Annotated in this window: 14 protein-coding genes and 1 pseudogene; 10 read left to right on the forward strand and 5 right to left on the reverse strand. The window is 75.8% G+C overall.

Annotated features, from left to right (window positions below; translation table 11 throughout):
* Positions 1 to 89: 89 nt before the first annotated feature.
* Positions 90 to 1,280: an acyl-CoA dehydrogenase family protein gene (locus GTY84_RS13115; RefSeq protein WP_161226383.1), complete on the forward strand. Its 1,191-nt coding sequence runs from the start codon at positions 90 to 92 to the stop codon at positions 1,278 to 1,280.
* A gap of 75 nt (positions 1,281 to 1,355) precedes the next feature.
* On the opposite strand, the gene GTY84_RS13120 is transcribed toward GTY84_RS13115, so the two are convergent.
* On the reverse strand, positions 1,356 to 1,790 hold the full coding sequence (locus tag GTY84_RS13120; protein WP_161226384.1) for a cell division protein SepF: 435 nt from the start codon (positions 1,788 to 1,790) through the stop codon (positions 1,356 to 1,358).
* 289 nt (positions 1,791 to 2,079) lie between these two features.
* On the opposite strand from GTY84_RS13120, the gene GTY84_RS13125 reads away from it, so the two are divergent.
* From GTY84_RS13125 to GTY84_RS13140, 4 genes are all read left to right on the forward strand, one after another.
* Positions 2,080 to 3,231 carry a DUF5685 family protein gene (locus tag GTY84_RS13125; RefSeq protein WP_161226386.1) on the forward strand — a complete coding sequence of 384 codons (1,152 nt, stop codon included), beginning with the start codon at positions 2,080 to 2,082 and terminating at the stop codon, positions 3,229 to 3,231.
* 96 nt (positions 3,232 to 3,327) lie between these two features.
* Positions 3,328 to 4,224 (forward strand): DUF1684 domain-containing protein, encoded by an 897-nt coding sequence (locus GTY84_RS13130; protein WP_161226388.1) that lies wholly within the window; start codon positions 3,328 to 3,330, stop codon positions 4,222 to 4,224.
* Between the two features lie 352 nt (positions 4,225 to 4,576).
* Positions 4,577 to 5,488, forward strand: coding sequence for a S1 family peptidase (locus GTY84_RS13135; RefSeq protein ID WP_161226389.1), 912 nt, complete (start codon positions 4,577 to 4,579; stop codon positions 5,486 to 5,488).
* A 425-nt stretch (positions 5,489 to 5,913) separates the two neighbouring features.
* Positions 5,914 to 6,996, forward strand: coding sequence for a S1 family peptidase (locus tag GTY84_RS13140; protein ID WP_237532249.1), 1,083 nt, complete (start codon positions 5,914 to 5,916; stop codon positions 6,994 to 6,996).
* Between the two features lie 246 nt (positions 6,997 to 7,242).
* On the opposite strand, the pseudogene GTY84_RS13145 reads toward GTY84_RS13140, so the two are convergent.
* Positions 7,243 to 8,299, reverse strand: a pseudogene (locus GTY84_RS13145) (DUF3533 domain-containing protein).
* A gap of 152 nt (positions 8,300 to 8,451) precedes the next feature.
* On the opposite strand from GTY84_RS13145, the gene dnaE reads away from it, so the two are divergent.
* Entirely contained in the window at positions 8,452 to 12,096 is a 3,645-nt protein-coding gene (gene dnaE, locus GTY84_RS13150) for a DNA polymerase III subunit alpha (protein ID WP_161226390.1), read from the forward strand.
* Complete coding sequence (locus tag GTY84_RS13155; protein ID WP_161226391.1) at positions 12,093 to 13,103, forward strand: hypothetical protein; 1,011 nt, start codon at positions 12,093 to 12,095, stop codon at positions 13,101 to 13,103. The genes dnaE and GTY84_RS13155 overlap by 4 nt, the downstream gene beginning before the upstream one ends.
* Before the next feature lie 740 nt (positions 13,104 to 13,843).
* On the opposite strand, the gene GTY84_RS34650 is transcribed toward GTY84_RS13155, so the two are convergent.
* A complete protein-coding gene (locus GTY84_RS34650) occupies positions 13,844 to 13,978 on the reverse strand; it encodes a hypothetical protein (protein ID WP_265293011.1) in 135 nt (44 codons plus the stop codon).
* Positions 13,979 to 14,096: 118 nt separating this feature from the next.
* Positions 14,097 to 14,597 carry a DUF402 domain-containing protein gene (locus tag GTY84_RS13160; protein WP_161226393.1) on the reverse strand — a complete coding sequence of 167 codons (501 nt, stop codon included), beginning with the start codon at positions 14,595 to 14,597 and terminating at the stop codon, positions 14,097 to 14,099.
* Positions 14,598 to 14,735: 138 nt separating this feature from the next.
* On the opposite strand from GTY84_RS13160, the gene GTY84_RS13165 reads away from it, so the two are divergent.
* Complete coding sequence (locus GTY84_RS13165) at positions 14,736 to 15,104, forward strand: GntR family transcriptional regulator (protein WP_161226394.1); 369 nt, start codon at positions 14,736 to 14,738, stop codon at positions 15,102 to 15,104.
* An 80-nt stretch (positions 15,105 to 15,184) separates the two neighbouring features.
* Here GTY84_RS13165 and GTY84_RS13170 read toward each other — a convergent pair whose 3' ends face one another.
* A complete protein-coding gene (locus GTY84_RS13170; protein ID WP_161226395.1) occupies positions 15,185 to 16,279 on the reverse strand; it encodes a DUF5925 domain-containing protein in 1,095 nt (364 codons plus the stop codon).
* Between the two features lie 281 nt (positions 16,280 to 16,560).
* Here GTY84_RS13170 and GTY84_RS13175 point away from each other — a divergent pair, with 281 nt between their 5' ends.
* Positions 16,561 to 17,367 (forward strand): SGNH/GDSL hydrolase family protein, encoded by an 807-nt coding sequence (locus GTY84_RS13175; protein ID WP_161226397.1) that lies wholly within the window; start codon positions 16,561 to 16,563, stop codon positions 17,365 to 17,367.
* Between the two features lie 656 nt (positions 17,368 to 18,023).
* Positions 18,024 to 18,290 carry a hypothetical protein gene (locus GTY84_RS13180; protein ID WP_161226399.1) on the forward strand — a complete coding sequence of 89 codons (267 nt, stop codon included), beginning with the start codon at positions 18,024 to 18,026 and terminating at the stop codon, positions 18,288 to 18,290.
* The last annotated feature ends 345 nt before the right edge of the window (positions 18,291 to 18,635 follow it).

The following is an 18,635-nucleotide window of genomic DNA, read 5'->3' on the forward strand; positions in this document are numbered from 1 at the left end:
GGGCGGGTGGACGCGGGGGAGGGCGCCGCGTAGCGTCGGGGCCGAACTGCCTGCTAGCGGTGCTAGTTTTCCGTCCCCGGAGGGTGTCCATGGCCTCGTCCCCCGCGCTGCCCCCGTTCGACCCCGCCGATCCCCTCGGCATCGACGACCTGCTGGAGCCCGAGGACCTCGCCGTCCGCGGGACCGTGCGGGACTGGGCGGGGAAGCGGGTGCTGCCGCACATCGCTGAGTGGTACGAGCGCGGCGAGCTGCCCGGCGTCCGCGAACTCGCCCGCGAGCTTGGCGGCATCGGAGCGCTGGGGATGTCCCTGGAGGGCTACGGCTGCGCCGGGGCCAGCGCCGTGCAGTACGGGCTGGCCTGCCTGGAGCTGGAGGCCGCCGACTCCGGCATCCGCTCGCTCGTCTCCGTGCAGGGCTCCCTCGCCATGTACGCCGTGCACCGCTTCGGCAGCGAGGAGCAGAAGCGGGAGTGGCTGCCCCGGATGGCCGCCGGCGAGGTCATCGGCTGCTTCGGCCTCACCGAGCCCGACCACGGCTCCGACCCGGCGGGCATGCGCACCCGCGCCCGGCGCGACGGCGGTGACTGGGTCCTCGACGGACGGAAGATGTGGATCACCAACGGCTCGGTGGCCGGGGTCGCGATCGTGTGGGCCCGCACCGACGACGGCATCCGCGGGTTCGTGGTGCCCACCGACACCCCGGGCTTCTCCGCGCCCGAGATCCGGCACAAGTGGTCCCTGCGCGCCTCCGTCACCAGCGAGCTGGTCCTCGACGGGGTGCGGCTCCCGGCCGACGCGGTCCTGCCGGGCGCCCTCGGGCTGCGCGGCCCGCTCGGCTGCCTCGGCCATGCCCGCTACGGCATCGTCTGGGGCGCGATGGGCGCCGCCCGCAGCTCCTTCGAGACGGCGCTGGAGTACGCGAGGACGCGGGAGCAGTTCGGGCGGCCCATCGGCGGCTTCCAGCTCACCCAGGCCAAGCTCGCCGACATGGCGGTCGAACTGCACAAGGGGATCCTGCTCGCCCACCACCTCGGCCGGCGCATGGACGCCGGCCGCCTGCGCCCCGAACAGGTCAGCTTCGGCAAGCTCAACAACGTCCGCGAGGCCATCGACATCTGCCGCACGGCCCGCACGATCCTGGGCGCCAACGGGATCTCCCTGGAGTACCCGGTGATGCGGCACGCGACGAACCTGGAGTCGGTGCTCACCTACGAGGGCACCGTCGAGATGCACCAGCTGGTGCTGGGCAAGGCGCTCACCGGACTCGACGCCTTCCGGTGAGGCGCGGCCGGGGTTCCGGCGAGGCGCGGGCGGGGATTCGGTGAGACGCGGGCGGGGCCGTGGGGCGGCCCCGCCTCAGCTCTGGTTGAAGAAGCCGTCCGAACGGTGCGAGGCGGCCTCGCCGCTGATCACCTCGGTGTCGGCCGGGCTCAGCAGGAACACCCGGGTGGAGACCCGTTCGATCGAACCGCGCAGCCCGAAGATCAGCCCCGCCGCGAAGTCGACGACGCGCTTGGCGTCGGTGGCCTCCATGGCCGTCAGGTTCATGATGACCGGGACCCCCTCCCGGAACAGCTCCCCGATGGCCCGGGCGTCCCGGAAGCTGTCCGGGGTGACCGTGCCGATCCGCCGGCCCCTCTCCTCCGCGACGTCCGAGGCCACCTTCACCCGGGGGTCCGTGACCCAGGTGTCCTGGGACTCGCCCTCGGAGTAGTCGTCGTCGTAGTAGCGCTCGTCGTCGTTGTCGTCGACGAGGCCGAGCCACGCACTCGCCTTGCGTACCGATCCCATGGACGCCTCCTCTCGCAGCGGTCTTCCGTGCTTCCGCATCCCCATGGTCATCCATGATGCGGACGTCGCGCCAAGCGGACCGACGTCTCGCGGGGGGTTTGTGACGGTACTGGTGCACAGCGGATCCGTCGAGAGTCCTTGTGTCCCAAGGGTCATTCCCCAAACGGATGCTGACTGTGAGTGAAATATGATTCTCCCCGGCGTACGGGTGAGGGACCGTACGTACGGGTGAACGCGACAGTCGGTACGATGCCGCAGCTCAACATCGTACGGATCACGGGGGAGTGTCGTGTTCGGGATCGTCAGACCATGCAGACATCGGCTGGGGGAGAGCCTCGGCGGCCAGTGGATGGCGCATTTGTGCGGCCTGTGCCTCGCTCTGCGCAAGGACCACGGACAGTTCGCCCGTATCGTGACGAACTATGACGGGCTGCTCATATCGGTGCTGACGGAGGCTCAGGCCGCGGACGGCGGCGCCGGTGCCGGGCGGCGCACGGCGGGACCCTGCCCGCTGCGCGGCATGCGCACCGCCTCCGTCGCGCACGGTGAGGGCGCCCGGCTCGCGGCGGCCGTCTCCCTGGTGCTCGCCTCGGCCAAGGTCCGCGACCACGTCGCCGACGGCGACGGGCTGCTGGCCCGGCGGCCGGTGGCGCTCGCCGCCCGCCGGGTCGCCCGGGGCTGGGACGCGGCCGGCGCCCGCGGCGGCACCGCCGTCGGCTTCGACACCGCCGTCCTGGTCGACGCCGTGGACCGGCAGACCGGCATCGAGGCGCTCGCCGGACCCGGCACTCCGATCCTCGCCGTGACCGAGCCCACCGAGACCGCGACCGCCGCCGCCTTCGCGCACACCGCGCACCTCGCGGGGCGGCCGGGCAACGCCGAGCCGCTGGCCGAGGCCGGGCGGCTGTTCGGACGGCTCGCCCACCTGCTGGACGCCGTGGAGGACCGGGAGGCCGACGCCGCCTCGGGCGCCTGGAATCCGCTCACCGCCACCGGCACCTCCCTCACCGAGGCCCGGCGGCTCGCCGACGACGCCGTGCACGGGGTGCGACTCGCGCTGCGCGAGGCCGAGTTCACCGACGGGCGACTGGCCCACCGGCTCCTCGTGCACGAGCTGGGCACCTCCGTCGACCGTGCCTTCGGCACCGCCTCCTGCGCCCACGGCGGCCACCCGTACGCCCCGCCCGGCGGCCCCGGCGCGCCGACGCCCCCCGGGCCGCCGCGCGGCAACCGGCGCGGGCTGCTCGCGGGCTGCGCGGTGTGGGTGGGGCTCGCCTGCACCTGCCAGATGTGCTGCGGCACCTACGAGGATCCGTGGTCGGGTGAGCGCAAGGAGAGCCAGTGCGCCAACTGTGACGGCAGTTGCTGCGAGTGCTGCAACTGCTGCAGCTGCTGCGGGGAGGACGGCTGCTGCGGCGACGGCTGCGGTTGCGACTGCTGACCCCCGCCGGTGCCGCCGCCCGGTGACGCTCCCGGCGGGCGGCGTGCCCCGGCCGTGCCCCGGTCCCGGGCGGGAGGGGTGTGTCAGGGTGCGTCCATGACGAATCCCGCGAAGGACCCCGTACCGGGGCCCGCCCCGGCCGGTCCCGTCGGCTCCGCTGGTCCCGCCGCCCCCGGAGCGGCCGGGGCGTGGCGGCGCTGGCACGAGGACCGGGTGGCGGCGGTGTCGGCGCCCCACGGCCCGCTCGCCCTGGTGGGCACGTACTGGCTGGAGGACCATCCGGAGGGTCGACTTCCGGACATCCCGGGGCGATGGACCGCCGACGGCGACGCGGTGGTGCTCACGGCCGCCCCGGAGGACGGGCTGACGGTGGACGGGCACCCCCTCCGGGGGGAGGCGCGGCTGGCCGCCGACTCCGGCCCGGCCGGGGCGGCCCGGGTGGCGTACGGCGAGCGCCGGCTGGTCGTCCTGGTGCGGGAGGGCGTCTGGGGCGTACGGGACTTCGACCCGGCGTCCGGGGCGCGGCGGGCGTTCCGCTCCATCGAGGCGACCGCCTACGATCCGCGCTGGTCGGTGCCGGGGCGCTTCACTCCTTACGGTGACGGGGACCGCAGCGTCCGGGTGCCCAACGCGGACGGGCGGCGGCGCGGGCTGGCCCTCGGCGGCGAACTGGCGTTCTCCCTGCCGTCCCCGGAGTCGCCCGAAGGGATGGGCCCCGACGGGGAGCGGGAGTTCACCCTCCAGGTGAGCGTCGAGGCGGACGGCTCGCTGTGGGCGGTGTTCGCGGACGGCACCAGCGGGGAGAGCAGTTACCGCTTCCGGTTCCTGCGCCCGGCCGCCCCCGACGCGCGGGGGCGCACCACGGTCGACTTCAACCGGGCGCTGCTGCCGCCGTGCGCCTTCGCCGACCACTTCGTCTGCCCCTTCCCGCCGCCCGGCAACACCCTCGGCGCGCCCGTCGAGGCGGGCGAGCGCAGGCTCCTGACCGGCTGATCCGCCGGGGGCGGCGGTCCGCGGAGGGAAGTGCCGCCGGGCCGCCGCCGGGCGGCCCGGGGCGGGTGTCCGCGGGCGGGGCGCGGGTGGTCCCGTCCGGTCCGGGGCCGGGCCGGGTGCCCGTTTGCGCCCGGATCGCGTGCGGGTGGGGCGGGAGTGGCGCCAGGGGGTGCGGAGTGCGTGAGTGACGGCTGAAAGGCACCCTTGTGCCGACCGGACGTCCGGCCGAATACTTCCAACTTCAGCGCTTGTCAGGGGCACGGCAATCCGTTCCCGGACGTCCGGCCGCTGACCGCGCCTCACGGGCCCAACCCCACGAAAAGGCCCCTGACTTCCCCTGTGGAGGAACGAAGTGAGGATCAAGCGCACGACCCCCCGCACCAGCACGAGACGCACCCGTCTGATCGCCGTGTCCGCCGGCCTCGTCGCCGCGGCGGCCTTCGCGGTGCCCAGCGCGAACGCCTCCGGAACCCCCGCCCCCACCACCTTCAGCGCGGCCGACCTCGCGGGCGCGAGCGCCTCCGTGCTCAAGGCCGACGTCCCGGGCACCGCCTGGGTCGTCGACCGGGCGACCGGACGGCTCGTCGTCACGGCCGACAGCACCGTCTCCCCGGCCGGGATAGCGAAGATCAAGGAACAGGCCGGCGACCGTGCCGGAGCGCTGACCATCAAGCGCACCCCCGGCACCTTCAGCAAGCTGATAGCCGGCGGTGACGCCATCTACGCGAGCGGCTGGCGCTGCTCCCTCGGCTTCAACGTCCGCAACAGCAGCGGCGCCGACTACTTCGTGACCGCCGGGCACTGCACCGACGGCGCCGGCACCTGGTGGTCCAACTCCGGGAAGACCACGGTCCTGGGCACGACCAGCGGGTCCAGCTTCCCGGGCAACGACTACGGCCTCGTCCGCTACACCAACACCTCGGTCAGCAAGTCCGGCACCGCCGGCGGGGTGGACATCACCCGCGCGGCCACACCGACCGTGGGCACCACGGTCATCCGGACCGGCTCGACCACGGGCACCCACAGCGGCCGGGTCACCGGGCTCAACGCCACCGTCAACTACGGCGGCGGCGACATCGTCTCGGGGCTGATCCAGACCACGGTCTGCGCCGAGCCCGGCGACTCCGGCGGCCCGCTCTACGGCAGCAACGGCGTCGCCTACGGTCTGACCTCCGGCGGCAGCGGTGACTGCACCTCGGGCGGCACGACCTTCTTCCAGCCCGTCACGGAGGCCCTGAGCGCCTACGGCGTCAGCGTCTACTGATCCCGGACGGACCGGACGGCGCCGGTGGCCGGGGCGGACTGGAGGGCCCCGCCCCGGCCGCCGCGCGGGGACCCGCGCCACGGGTCCCCGCATCCCCGGCCCCGCACCACGAGCCCCCGCGCACCGACCGGTGCGCGGGGGCTCCGCCGTGCCCGGGACCCGCCGTCCCGCACCGAGTCACGCCGCGTCGGCGACCGCCCGGTGTTTGCGAGCGCGTCGTTCCGCGCGCCGGGCCCCGGCCCCGTCCCCGGGGAGGGCCGCGAGGGGTGAAGGATCTGTGCCCGCGCTGGAGTTGTCGTGTACCCGTCCTGTCGGCGGCCTTGTACGCCTCCTGGGGATTCGGAAGAGTGACCGCTCGTCAACCGGCCTTCCGGCCCGGGGAGTCCCCACAACTCCCCGGGCCGACCCCCACAGGAGGACATGAGTTGAAGCACCTACGCATATCCGCACGACGGTCGATCGCGGTGGGCGCGGGCCTCGCCGCGCTGATGGCCACGGGATTCACCTTCCGGAGTGCGAACGCCGGCGAGGCGTCGGAACCCCCCGCCCCCAGGACCCTGACGGCGGCCGCGGCCGGGGACCTGTCCGCGTCCCTCCTCGACGGCCTCGGCGACGGCGCCGCCGGCGGCTACTACGACGCCCGCACCGGGAACCTCGTCGTCAACGTGCTCGACGGGACGGCGGCGCGGACGGCCGAGCGGGCCGGGGCCAGGGCCAGAATCGTCGAGAACTCGCTCGCCGAACTGCGGGGCGCGCAGACCGTCCTGGCCCGGGAGGCCTCCGTCCCGGGCACCTCCTGGGTGGCCGACCCGGTCACCAACAAGGTGGTCGTCACCGCCGACCGCACGGTCTCCGGGGCCCGGTGGACCACGCTGTCCGAGGTGGTCGACGGGCTCGGCTCCAAGGCCGAGCTGCGGCGCACCGGGGGCGAGTACAGGGCGTTCACCGCGGGCGGCGACGCCATCACCGGAGGCGGCGGGCGCTGCTCGCTCGGCTTCAACGTGACCAGGGGCGGCGAGCCGTACTTCCTCACCGCCGGGCACTGCACCCAGGCCATCTCCACCTGGTCCGACTCCTCCGGCGCGGTGATCGGGCAGAACGCGGCCTCCAGCTTCCCGGACAACGACTACGGCCTGGTCAAGTACACCGCCGGGGTGGACCATCCGAGCGAGGTGAACCTCTACAGCGGCTCCGCCCAGGCCATCACGGGCGCCGCCGAGGCGTCCGTCGGCATGCGGGTCACCCGCAGCGGCTCCACCACCCGGGTGCACTCCGGCACGGTGACCGGGCTCAACGCCACCGTCAACTACGGCAACGGCGACATCGTCAACGGTCTGATCCAGACCGACGTCTGCGCCGAGCCCGGTGACAGCGGTGGCTCGCTCTTCTCCGGCGACCGGGCGGTCGGCCTCACCTCGGGCGGCAGCGGCGACTGCACCTCGGGCGGCACGACCTTCTTCCAGCCCGTCACGGAGGCCCTGTCGGCCACGGGCACGCAGATCGGCTGACGGCACGCCCCGGCACGGTCCCGCCCCGCGCGCGAGGGGCGGGATCTCCGCACGCCGGGGCGCCCGCGCCGGGCCCGCCGGGGTCCGGTGCCCCGCGCAGGGTCGTCCCGCGCCAGGCGCCCGCACCGGGATGCCGCGCGCCGGAGCCCCGCCCGTGCCCGGGGATGCGCCCTCCGCGCCGAGCCCGCCGGGATGCGCCTTCCGCGCCGTATCCGCCGGGACGCTCCGCGCCGGAGCGCACGCCCTCTACGCCGCGCCCGCCGCCGTCTCCCCGTCGCGCCCTCGGCGCAGCGTCGACGCCAGCAGGGTGACGAGGGTCCCGGCGACCGCCCACGCCGACAGCACCAGCAGCGGCCCGGTCACGGCGTTCCCCTCGAAGTACGCGATCGAGCGCGCCGTCCACGTCCCCGCGCCCGGCGGCAGCGCCGGGCCGATCTCCTTCCAGAACGGCGGCAGCAGTGGCAGCGGGAAGGCGCCGCCCGCGCTCGGGTTGCCCGCGACCACCACCAGCAGGATGGCCAGGCCGATGCCGACGATGCCGAAGATCCCCTGGAGGGCGAGGGTGGCCGCCCCCACGGCGAAGGTGACCAGCGCCCCGAGCCCCCACAGCGCCGTCACGCTGCCGGGCAGGGCGCCCAGGACCGGTCCGACGATCACCGCGCCGCCGAGTCCGCCGACCACCGACACCAGCGCCATCACGCCCAGCCGGATGACCGCGCGCCCCGGGTCGGCGGGCCGCGCGCCGGAGCTGATGGCGAGGATCGAGGCGAACAGGTAGCCGCCCACGCACCAGCCCACGACCAGGTAGAAGGACGACAGCCCGTCGAAGTCGTGGCCGGAGGCCGGGGCCACGTCCACCGTCCGCACGGCCCGCCCCCCGGCCTCCTCCACCGTCCCGACCAGGCCCTTCAGGGTGGTGGCCAGGACGGTGCCGCCGCCGGTGGCGACCAGCAGCCGGTCGGCGGGGGCGGCCGGGTCCACGATCAGCGCGCCGTCGATCTCCCGGTCCGTGATCTGCCGCCGGGCCTCCGCCTCGCCGGACAGCGTGCGGGGGTCCAGCGGCGCCCCGGGCAGCGCGTCCAGCCGGGCCACCGTCCGGTCGGCGGCGGCACCGGGCGCGACCACCCCGAAGGGCACGTCCCGCGGCGTCGGATCGTGCAGCGCGCCCACGTAGGAGGCGATGAAGAGGAGCTGGAGCGCGATCACGCCCAGGACCAGCAGGGTGGCCCGCGGGGTGACGGCGTCCCGTTACCTCGCCGAGGAAGGAGCCGTCGCGGCGGCCGGTGCCCGGGGTGTGCGCCATGCCCCCCACGCTCCGGTGCGGCCGGCGTTCCCGCAGGTGGGGCGGGGCCGAACGGGTATCGCACACATATTCGAGAATTGGTTTATGGTGGGGTGAGGTGATGGGAACGCGTGTTCGACAGAACACCGGGTTCACGAGAGCGGGAGGTGTGCGTGCCGGGTTTCACGCATCTGCACACCGTCTCCGGGTTCTCCGCGCGCCACGGTGCCTCCCACCCGGAGCGGCTGGCCGAGCGCGCCGCCGAGCGGGGCATGGACGCCCTCGCCCTCACCGACCGCGACACCCTCGCCGGGGCGGTCCGCTTCGCCAGGGCGTGCGCCGGGGCGGGCATCCGGCCGCTGTTCGGCGCCGGGCTGGCGGTGGCGGCGCCCGAGGCCGCGGACGGCGGCCGTACGGACACCTCCGTGCGCCGGGACCGCCTCCGGACCCCGGTGCGCGGCGGCGCCTTCCTCGACGAGTCGGCCCCCCGCGCGACCTTCCTCGCCCGGGACGGCGCCCGCGGCTGGGCCGCCCTGTGCCGGCTGGTCTCCGCGGCCCACGCGGCCGGGGGCGCCCCACTGCTGCCCTGGGCCGAGCAGCGCGGCGACGGGCTGACCGTGCTGCTCGGCCCGGACTCCGACGTCGGCCGCGCCCTCGCCGCGGGCCGCCCCGACCGCGCCGCGCGGCTCCTCGCGCCCTGGCGGGAGGTGCACGGCGACGCCCTGCGCCTGGAGGCGGTCTGGCACGGCCGCGAGGGCACCGGCCCCGGCTCCCTGCGGCTGGCCGCCCGCACCGTGGGCTTCGCCGCCGAGCAGGGCGTGCGGCCCGTGCTGACCAACGCCGTCCGCTACGCCGACCCCGGCCAGGGCCCCGTCGCCGACGTGCTGGACGCCGCCCGGCGGCTGGTGCCGGTGCACGCCGCCCGGGAACCGGACTCCGGAGAGGCCTGGCTCAAGGACGCGGACGCCATGCGGCACGCCGCCGAGCGGATCGTCGAGGCCGCCGGGTTCCGGCGCGGGGCCGCCCTCGCCCTGCTGGAGCAGACCCGGGCCACGGCCGCCGCCTGCCTGGTCGACCCCGAGGACGACCTCGGCACGGGCGCCGTCCACTTCCCCGAGCCGGCCCTCGTCGGCGCCGGCCGCCGCACCGCCCAGCGGGCGCTGGCCTCCCGGGCGGCGGCGGGCATGGTGCGGCGCGGCTACGACCGGCGGCGCGCCTACTGGGAGCGGATGCACCACGAGCTGGACATCATCGCCCACCACGGCTTCGCCTCCTACTTCCTGACCGTCGCCCGGGTCGTGGACGACGTGCGGGACCTGGGCATCCGGGTCGCCGCACGCGGCTCCGGCGCGGGCTCGCTGGTCAACCACCTCCTCGGCATCGCCCACGCCGACCCCGTCGAGCACCGGCTGCTGATGGAGCGCTTCCTGTCCAGGGAGCGGGTCGTGCTGCCCGACATCGACATCGACGTGGAGTCCGCGCGCCGCCCCGAGGTCTACCGGGCGATCCTCGACCGCTTCGGACCCGAGCGGGTCGCCGCGGTGGCCATGCCCGAGACGTACCGGGTGCGCCACGCCGTCCGGGACGTGGGCGCCGCCCTGTCCATGGACCCGACCGAGATCGACCGGATCGCCAAGTCCTTCCCGCACATCCGCGCCCGCGACGCCCGCGCGGCGCTGGCGGAGCTGCCCGAACTGAAGGAGCTGGCACGGGAGTCCCGGGACGGCGGGAAGCGTTACGGGCGCTTCTGGGACCTGGTCGAGGCGCTCGACGCCCTGCCGCGCGGCGTCGCCATGCACCCCTGCGGCGTGCTGCTGTCGGACGCCTCCCTGCTCTCCCGCACACCGGTCGTGCCGACCAGCGGCGAGATCCCGCACGGCCCCGGGAAGGAAGGGGCGTCCCCCTTTCCCATGGCCCAGTTCGACAAGGAGGACGTGGAGGAGCTGGGGCTGCTCAAGCTGGACGTGCTCGGGGTGCGGATGCAGTCGGCGATGGCGCACGCGGTCACCGAGGTGGAGCGGGTGACGGGGGAGCGGATCGACCTGGACGCGGTGCCGCAGGGCGATCCGGCGACGTACCAGCTGATCCGCTCCACCGAGACGCTGGGCTGCTTCCAGATCGAGTCGCCGGGCCAGCGGGACCTCGTCGGGCGGCTCCAGCCGGCCACCTTCCACGACCTCGTGGTCGACATCTCCCTCTTCCGGCCCGGCCCGGTCGCCGCCGACATGGTGCGGCCGTTCATCGAGGCCAGGCACGGGCGGGCGCCGGTGCGCCTGCCGCACGAGGACCTGGCGGAGCCGCTGAGCGAGACCCACGGGGTGGTCGTCTTCCACGAGCAGGTCATCGACATCGTCGCCGTCATGACCGGCTGCGGGCGCGGTGAGGCGGACCGGGTGCGGCGCGGGCTGTCCGACCCGGAGTCGCAGGGGCGGATCAGGGTGTGGTTCGCCCGGCGCGCGGCGGCGAACGGCTACGACGCAGAAACGATTCAGCGCACCTGGGGCACGGTCGAGGCCTTCGGCTCGTACGGCTTCTGCAAGGCGCACGCGGTGGCCTTCGCGGTGCCGACGTACCAGTCGGCGTGGCTGAAGGCCCACCACCCGGCGGCCTTCTACGCGGGGCTGCTCACCCACGACCCCGGCATGTACCCCAAGCGCCTGCTGCTGGCCGACGCGCGGCGGCGCGGGGTGCCGGTCCTGCCGCTGGACGTGAACCGGTCGGGCGTCACCCACCGCGTCGAGCCGGTGCCCGCTCCGCCCGGCCCGGACCGCTGGGGGCTCCGCCTCGCCCTCCGCGACGTGCACGGCATCACCGGCGCGGAGGCGGAGCGGATCGCCGGGGAGCAGCCCTACGCCTCCCTCCTCGACTTCTGGGAACGGGCCCGCCCCAGCGGACCGCTGGCCGGGCGGCTGGCCCGGGTCGGCGCGCTGGACGCCTTCGGCGCCAACCGCCGCGATCTGCAACTGCACCTCGCCGAGCTGCACCGCGGCGCCCGGGGCGGGCGGGGCGGTCAGCTCCCCCTGCCCGGCGGGCGCCGGACGGCCCCGGCCGGGCTGCCCGACCTCGGTCCGGAGGAGCGGCTCAGCGCCGAGCTGGGCGTGCTGTCCATGGACGCCTCGCGCCATCTGATGGACGACCACCGCGGCTTCCTGCGCGAGCTGGGGGTCCTGTCGGCCAAGCGGCTGCGCGAGGCACGGCACGGGGAGGTGGTGCTGGTGGCGGGCGCCAAGGCGGCCACCCAGACACCGCCCGTCCGCTCCGGCCGCCGGGTCATCTTCTCCACCCTGGACGACGGCACCGGCCTGGTGGACCTGGCCTTCTTCGACGACTCCCACGACGCCTGCGCGCACACCCTCTTCCACTCCTGGCTGCTGCTGGTGCGCGGGGTGGTCCAGCGGCGGGGCCCGCGCAGCCTCAGCGTGGTGGGCTCCGCCGTCTGGAACCTCGCGGAGCTGTTGGAGGTGAGGGAGGAGGAGGGGCTGGAGGGCGTCGCCGCCCGGCTGGCCGCGGCGGGCGGGGGCCCGGGCGGCTCCGGCGGCCCGGACGGACCGCACGGACCGGACGGCTCCGGCGGTGCCGGTGGCCGGGAGGGTCCCGGCGGGCCCGGCGGCACCCCGGCGGGCCGACGGGGCGCCGCGGGTCCGGAAGGGCCCCCCGCGCCCGCCGGCTCCGCGGCCCGGGAGCCCGGGGAGGAGCGGCGGAGCATCCGCATGCCCACGGGGTACGAGATGCACCCGTGGGCCGATCTGCGCCCCGCGGGCGAGGGACCCGCGGCGGGCCGGAAGCTGTGGCACCGGAGCCCCGGGAGCGCGGGATGAGCGGCACGACCGTCCTCTGCGTGCGCTTCCAGCAGCCGCCGGAGCACGGCCCGGCCCTGTCCCGGCTGCTCGGCCTGCTGGAGCAGTTCACCCCGGTCGTCGAGGCACTGCCGCCGGACGGCGCCCTGGCCGACCTGAGCGGCGCCGAACGGTACTTCGGGCGCGGCGCGGTGGAACTGGCGTCGGTGATCCGGGTCCGCGCCCTCGCGCTGTACGGCGTCGACTGCGCGATCGGCGCCGGTCCCGGCCCGCTCTCCGCCCGCATGGCGCTGCGGGAGGCCCGGCCGGGGACGACCCGGGCGGTGCCCGGGGACGGGGTGCGGGAGTTCCTCGCCGGGCAACCCGTCACGGCGCTGCCCGGCGTCGGCCCCGCCACCGCCCGCACCCTGTGCGAGTACGGCCTCGACACCCTCGGCCGGGTCGCCGCCGCGCCCCTGTCCACGCTCCAGCGCCTGGTGGGCGCGCGGGCCGGACGCGAACTGCGCGAACGGGCCGGGGGAGTCGACCGGGGCCGGGTCGTCCCCAACGCCGCCGCCCGCTCGCTGACCGCCGAACGCCCCTTCGCCCGCGACGAACTCGACCCCGGCCGGCACCGCCGCGCCCTGCTCTCGGCCACCGGGGAGCTGGGCGCCCGGCTGCGCGCCGCGGACCAGGTCTGCCGCTCCCTCACCCTCACCGTGCGCTACGCCGGTCCGCCCCCCTCCCGGGCGGGCTCGGGCCGGGCCGCCGCGGGCACCACCCGCAGCCGCACCCTGGCGGAGCCCACGGCACACACGGCCGACCTGACCCGGGCCGCCTACGGCATGTACGGGGCGCTCGGCCTCCAGCGCGCCCGGGTGCGCTCGCTGGGCCTGCGCGCCGAGGGACTCGGTCCCGCCCGCCGGGCCGCCCACCAGCTCACCTTCGACCCGGTGGACGAGAGGGCGCGCCGGATCGAGGAGGTCGCGGACCGGGCGCGGGCGAGGTTCGGGCCCCGTGCGGTGATGCCGGGCTCCCTGGCGGCCTGACGGACCGGACCGCCGGAACCGGGCGCGCCGCGCGGGGGTGTTCCGGGACGCCGCCCGCTCCGGGACGCCGCCCGCTCCGGGGCGGTGCCGTCGGCACCAGGTGTGCGGTCCGGGGTCCGTCGCCTGGGGTCGCGCCCCGCCGTCCTGGGTTCCGTCCGGGGGTGACGGGGCCGTGTCCGATGGCGCGTCAGGGCCCTTTCGGCGGCATTCCGCCGGTCACGGCGCGGGCGGCGGAGCCCCCGAAGTTTTGCCGACGCGTAACCACACGTCTGTGCTACTCGCTCGTAACTTGAGGGGTGAGCGGCTTCCCCGGCGCGGGGCGCCGTGCCGTCCTGCCCGGCCGGCCGGCGGGTGCCTGCCCGGCCGCCCCCGCCCGGTCACGGCGGGGGCGTCACGGATGAGCGGGGCTTGCCCGGCCTGAGCCGCCGGGCAAGCCCCGTGTTCCCCCGTGGTCGGTGGGTCTGGCTAGCTGTCGGGGCCGGGCGGCGCGACAGCGGCGAGGAGGGCGGCGGTGGCCGTGTGCGGCACGGACATGGCTGACTCCTCGGAGTAGTTGCTGAACTCGGGTGGCGGATGCCGGAACCCGTGGGGGTGATCAGCAAACTAGCCCCGAGGAGCCGGAAAATCGCCCGCCGGAGACGGAAGGAGTCAATCCTTATGGTGCAGTTAAGGAAGCGCTGAGACTGTCCTCAGAAACCGCCGCCGTCCACCGGACGCGCCGGACTCCCGGCGGACCCGCGTCAGTTGTCGGGCCACCAGGTCCGGGCGATGTCCTCGCGGATCTCGGGGCGGCGGACGGGGTGTTCGGCGGATTCCCCGCGGACCCGGCGGGCTTCGGTCTTCTTCAGGGGCTTCTGCACGGTCAGACGGCGCATGGCTGCCTCCTCGCGGATTCACCGGGTTCCGTGTTCTCACGGAGGTAGCCCACCCCTTCCCCGGGACCCGCCCATCGAAGCGTCCCGGCCGGGGGAGACCGGCCGGCCCCGGCCGCACTCAGGCCCGCATACCGCCGAGACCACCGCCGCGGGCCAGCCGTTCCAGTTCGTCCAGGGCGCGCACGGCCGCCGCGGCGGCGGCCGGGTCGCGCTCCGCCAGTCCGCTCGCGGCGAACTCGTCCTCGTCCAGGCGCCGTACGTCCGTGCCATCCGCGGAGCACCACAGGTCCAGGTCCAGGTCCTCGACGACCAGTTCCCCGCCGGTGCGCACGGCGGGGCGGGTGACGTCGCAGTACCAGCCCTTCAGCTCACCCGCCCCCGTCCGCACCTCCTTGACCGCGTACCACCGGTCGCGCCGGTAGTGCTCGGTGAACACGTCGCCCGGCGCGAAGCGCACGAAGCCGAAGTCGCGGACGCCCGCCCCGGCCCAGGGCGCGCGCACGGTCAGCCGGGTGCCGTCGTCGTGGAGCAGCGCGGCGGGGTAACGGATCTTCGTACGGCCCGCCTTGACGAGGACGACGTCCACCGTGCCCTGCGGTCCGACCGGTTCCGGGGACATGGCGTCTCCTTCCGTTGGCCTCCTGCCCGGCCCGCGCCTGTCGCGGACCGGCCCGGGAGGCGGTGCTGAGGGGCGGGCCGGGGCCCGCCCGGTGGTTCGAGGTGCCCCGGTTCCCCCCGGATGCGCGACAATCGGCCGGTGACTCTCACCCTCCGCATCGACGACGGCGCCCCGCCCTACGAGCAGGTGCGCGCGCAGATCTCCGAACAGGCGAGGTCGGGCGCGCTGCCCGTCGGGTACCGGCTGCCCACCGTGCGCGGGCTGGCCGGGGAACTGGGGCTCGCCGCCAACACGGTGGCCAAGGCCTACCGGGCGCTGGAGGCGGACGGGGTGATCGAGACCCGCGGGCGCAACGGCACCTTCGTCGCCGCCGCCGGGCAGGCCGCGGACCGGGAACTGGCGTCCGCCGCCCAGACCTACGCCGCGCGGGCGCGCCGGCTCGGGCTCGCCGAGCCGGACGCGCTGGCCGCCGCGCGGGACGCGCTGCGGGCCGCGTACCGGGACTGAGGCACCGCGCCCCGGCACCGTCCGGGGCGCGGCGGGGTGGGGCGGGGTCCGACGCGGCGGGGTGCGCGGGGCACCCGGGCTCACAGGTACAGCCCGGCGTCCGCACCCTCCCGGGGCTCCGGCAGGGTGGTGGGCCGGGTGCCCCGGCGCAGCGCGTACAACTCGGCCAGGGTCGCGCCGTCGCGGCCGACGCCCTCCTCGGTGCCGAGCCACTCCACCGCCTCGCGGCGGGTCAGCGGGCCGACCTCGACGCGGGCCAGGCAGCGGCCGGGGCGGACGACGGCGGGGTGCAGGCGTTCGAGGTCCTCGTTGGTGGTGACGCCGACCAGCACGTTGCGGCCCTGGCCGAGCAGCCCGTCGGTGAGGTTGAGCAGCCGGGAGAGAGCCTGGCCCGCGGTGTGCCGGGCCTCGCCGCGGATCAGTTCGTCGCAGTCCTCCAGCAGGAGCAGCCGCCAGCGGTTCCGGCCCGCCGCGTCCTCCTCGCCGATGGCGATGTCCATCAGATACCCGACGTCGGAGAAGAGCCGTTCGGGGTCCAGGACGCAGTCCACCTGGCACCACTCGCGCCAGGAGCGGGCCAGGGTGCGCAGCGCGGAGGTCTTCCCGGTGCCGGGCGGCCCGTGCAGGAGCAGCAGCCGGCCCGCGATGTCCTCGGGGGTGGTGCTCATCAGGCCGTCCATGGCCCGCGCCACCGGGGCGGTGTAGTTGGCCCGCACCTCGTCCCAGGAACCGGCCGCGATCTGCCGGGTGGTGCGGTGCGGGCCGCGCCGCGGGGAGACGTACCAGAAGCCCATGGGGACGTTGCCCGGCTGCGGCTCGGGCTCGTCGGCCGCGCCGTCCGTGGCCTCGCCGAGCACCTTCTCGGCAAGTTCGGCGCTGGTCGCCGTCACCGTCACGTCGGCGCCCCGGCTCCAGCGCGAGACGAGCACGGTCCAGCCGTCGCCCTCGGCCAGCGTGGCGCTGCGGTCGTCGTCACGGGCACAGCGCAGCACCCGCGCGCCCGGCGGCAGCAGGGTCGCGCCGGACCGGACGCGGTCGATGTTGGCGGCGTGCGCGTACGGCTGCTCGCCCGTCGCGAAGCGGCCGAGGAAGAGCGCGTCGACGACGTCGGACGGCGAGTCGCCGTCGTCGACGGTGAGCCGGACCGGCAGGGCGTCGTACGGATTCACGGACATGCCCCCATGATCCGCCGCGGCCCCCCCGCCGCGCACCCGCTTTGCCCGGGCTCCGCCGACGTGTCGCGGGGCGGGCGGGACGGGCGCCGCGGGGGCGGTGTCGGCCGGAGGAAGTGTCAGGAGGGGCGTGCGGGACGGGGGTCGGCCGCCCCGGAGCACCGGGTTCCGGAGGTTCTGGGGAGGACGGCGCGGAGGAGGTGAACTTTTGGCATGGACACTTCTAATCAACGCGCGTAGCTGCTACCACGGTTGCGGCAGACGTTCTGCTACAAGGAGGTCCCATGAGACGTTCCCGGTTCGTCGTCCTGCTCAGTTCGCTCACCCTCGCCGCGGTCGCCGCCCTCACCGGAACCTCGGCCGCCGCGGGCGCCGGAACCGCCGCCGCGGGCGGGTACGTGGCCCTCGGCGACTCCTACTCCTCCGGGCTCGGGGCGGGCGGTTACATCGGCTCCAGCGGTGACTGCAAGCGCAGCACGAAGGCGTACCCCTCCCTGTGGGCGGCGGCCCACTCGCCCTCGTCCTTCTCCTTCACCGCCTGCTCCGGCGCCCGGACCGGGGACGTGCTGTCCGGGCAGCTCGGCCCGCTCGGCTCCGGCACCTCGCTGGTGTCCATCAGCGTCGGCGGCAACGACGCGGGCTTCGCCGACGTCATGACGACCTGTGTGCTCCAGTCCGAGAGCACCTGCCTGTCCCGGGTCGCCACGGCGGAGTCCTACGTCAACTCGACGCTTCCCGGCAACCTCGACCGGGTGTACTCCGCGATCCGCTCCAAGGCGCCCGGCGCCAAGGTCGTGGTGGTCGGCTACCCGCGCTTCTACAAGCTCGGCACCACCTGCGTCGGCCTCTCCGAGGGCAAGCGGAAGGCGATCAACGCGGCCTCCGACCGCCTCAACACCGTGCTCGCCCAGCGCGCCTCCGGGCACGGCTTCACCTTCGCCGACGTGCGCTCCCCCTTCACGGGCCACGAGATCTGCTCCGGGAACTCCTGGCTGCACAGCGTGAACTGGCTCAACATCGGTGAGTCGTACCACCCGACGGCGGCCGGACAGTCCGGCGGCTATCTGCCCGCCCTCACCAAAGCCGCCTGATCCCGCACCGCACCACCAGGTCTGGCGGTCCCTCTCCCGCCGCCGTGTCCCCGGGCCCCGCCGGCCCCGGGGGCACGGCGGTCCCGCCGTCCGGGACCGGCCGTGCGCGGCGGGCGCCGTGCGCCGTTCACCGGCGCGCCGCCCGGAGGGCGTGAGATCGGACACGTTCCCGGCCCGGGGCGCGCCCGGCGCGAGGGCCGTCCGCGGCCCCGGCGCGGGCCCGTCCGCGGGACCCGGAGCGGGCGGGCGGCTCACCGGAGGTCACCGCCCCGCGCCGAGAGGGGGCGCACGGCGGTCGCCCCCGGGAGCGGCGCGGGGAGCCGCCGGCCACCCCTGTGCTCCAAGTGCCGCTTGTGCGCCCTGGTGTGGTTCCGCGCTCCGTGGGGATGCTCAAGGGTGACGCGCCCCTGACCGCCCTCCGGACGGACCGGCCCGCCTCGTGACGGACGGTGACCGCCGGACCCCGCGCGGGGGACGGAACGGCCCCCGGGCCGGGCACTTCACCAACTCGCCCTGGAAACTGTCGGATTCGGAGAGTGATCGTCAACCCCCTTGTGGGGAAGGTGAATCCTGTGACCGCGATACACGCATGCCCGGCCGGGGAGATAGGCTTACCCTGCCCGGGGCCGGGCGGACTCGTACGGGTGGGGAGTGACATGGAACAGATAACGATGCGCAGCAGGGCCAGGGTCCCTGCGATCACCTGCGGGAGCAGCGCGACCAGCTCCCGCCTCGACCGCCATCTCGCGGTGCTCGGCGGGCCCGCCCTGCCGCAGCGCGAGACGCTGGAGGCGACATCGCTGATGCGTGAGCTGACCGCGCGCGACAGGGTGCGCGAGCGCAGCAGCAGGGGCGCCCGCGTGCGCCGGGTGTTGCTCTTCGCACCACTGCGCCGGCTGCGCCGCTCGCTCTTCGCCGGCTAGCCGACCGCCCCGCCCGGGCGACGACACCGTCCCGGCACGGCGCCGCATCCCGTCCGTCATCCCCACGGCACGCGGAGGCGCCCCCGGTGTGCCCCGGGCGGGCGCGGTCCCGGCGACCCCGTACGACCCCGCCGTCCCTTCCGTACGGACGTCCGGCCTCCGTGTCCCGCACCCCTCCGCAGGCGGCCCCCTGCGGCCCGCTCCGAGGCACCGCCCCGCCGTGCCCCACCGCCGCACCCCACCCGGCGGCGACGCACCGCCCACCGGGGCGGAGCCCGTCCGCGAGGCCCTGCCGACCCGAACGCCTTCGCACGTGCCCTCGGCCGGGTGCAGGACGCCCCGCCC

The organism is Streptomyces sp. SID8352 (assembly GCF_009862265.1).
Lineage (GTDB): Bacteria > Actinomycetota > Actinomycetes > Streptomycetales > Streptomycetaceae > Streptomyces.

Excerpts from the sequence above, each read along its gene's own strand:
- GTY84_RS13115 (WP_161226383.1), top strand. The coding sequence starts at position 90 with ATGGCCTCGTCCCCCGCGCTGCCCCCGTTCGACCCCGCCGATCCCCTC.
- GTY84_RS13120 (WP_161226384.1), bottom strand. The coding sequence starts at position 1,790 with ATGGGATCGGTACGCAAGGCGAGTGCGTGGCTCGGCCTCGTCGACGAC.
- GTY84_RS13130 (WP_161226388.1), top strand. The coding sequence starts at position 3,328 with ATGACGAATCCCGCGAAGGACCCCGTACCGGGGCCCGCCCCGGCCGGT.
- GTY84_RS13155 (WP_161226391.1), top strand. The coding sequence starts at position 12,093 with ATGAGCGGCACGACCGTCCTCTGCGTGCGCTTCCAGCAGCCGCCGGAG.
- GTY84_RS34650 (WP_265293011.1), bottom strand. The coding sequence starts at position 13,978 with ATGCGCCGTCTGACCGTGCAGAAGCCCCTGAAGAAGACCGAAGCCCGC.
- GTY84_RS13160 (WP_161226393.1), bottom strand. The coding sequence starts at position 14,597 with ATGTCCCCGGAACCGGTCGGACCGCAGGGCACGGTGGACGTCGTCCTC.
- GTY84_RS13170 (WP_161226395.1), bottom strand. The coding sequence starts at position 16,279 with ATGTCCGTGAATCCGTACGACGCCCTGCCGGTCCGGCTCACCGTCGAC.
- GTY84_RS13175 (WP_161226397.1), top strand. The coding sequence starts at position 16,561 with ATGAGACGTTCCCGGTTCGTCGTCCTGCTCAGTTCGCTCACCCTCGCC.
- GTY84_RS13180 (WP_161226399.1), top strand. The coding sequence starts at position 18,024 with ATGGAACAGATAACGATGCGCAGCAGGGCCAGGGTCCCTGCGATCACC.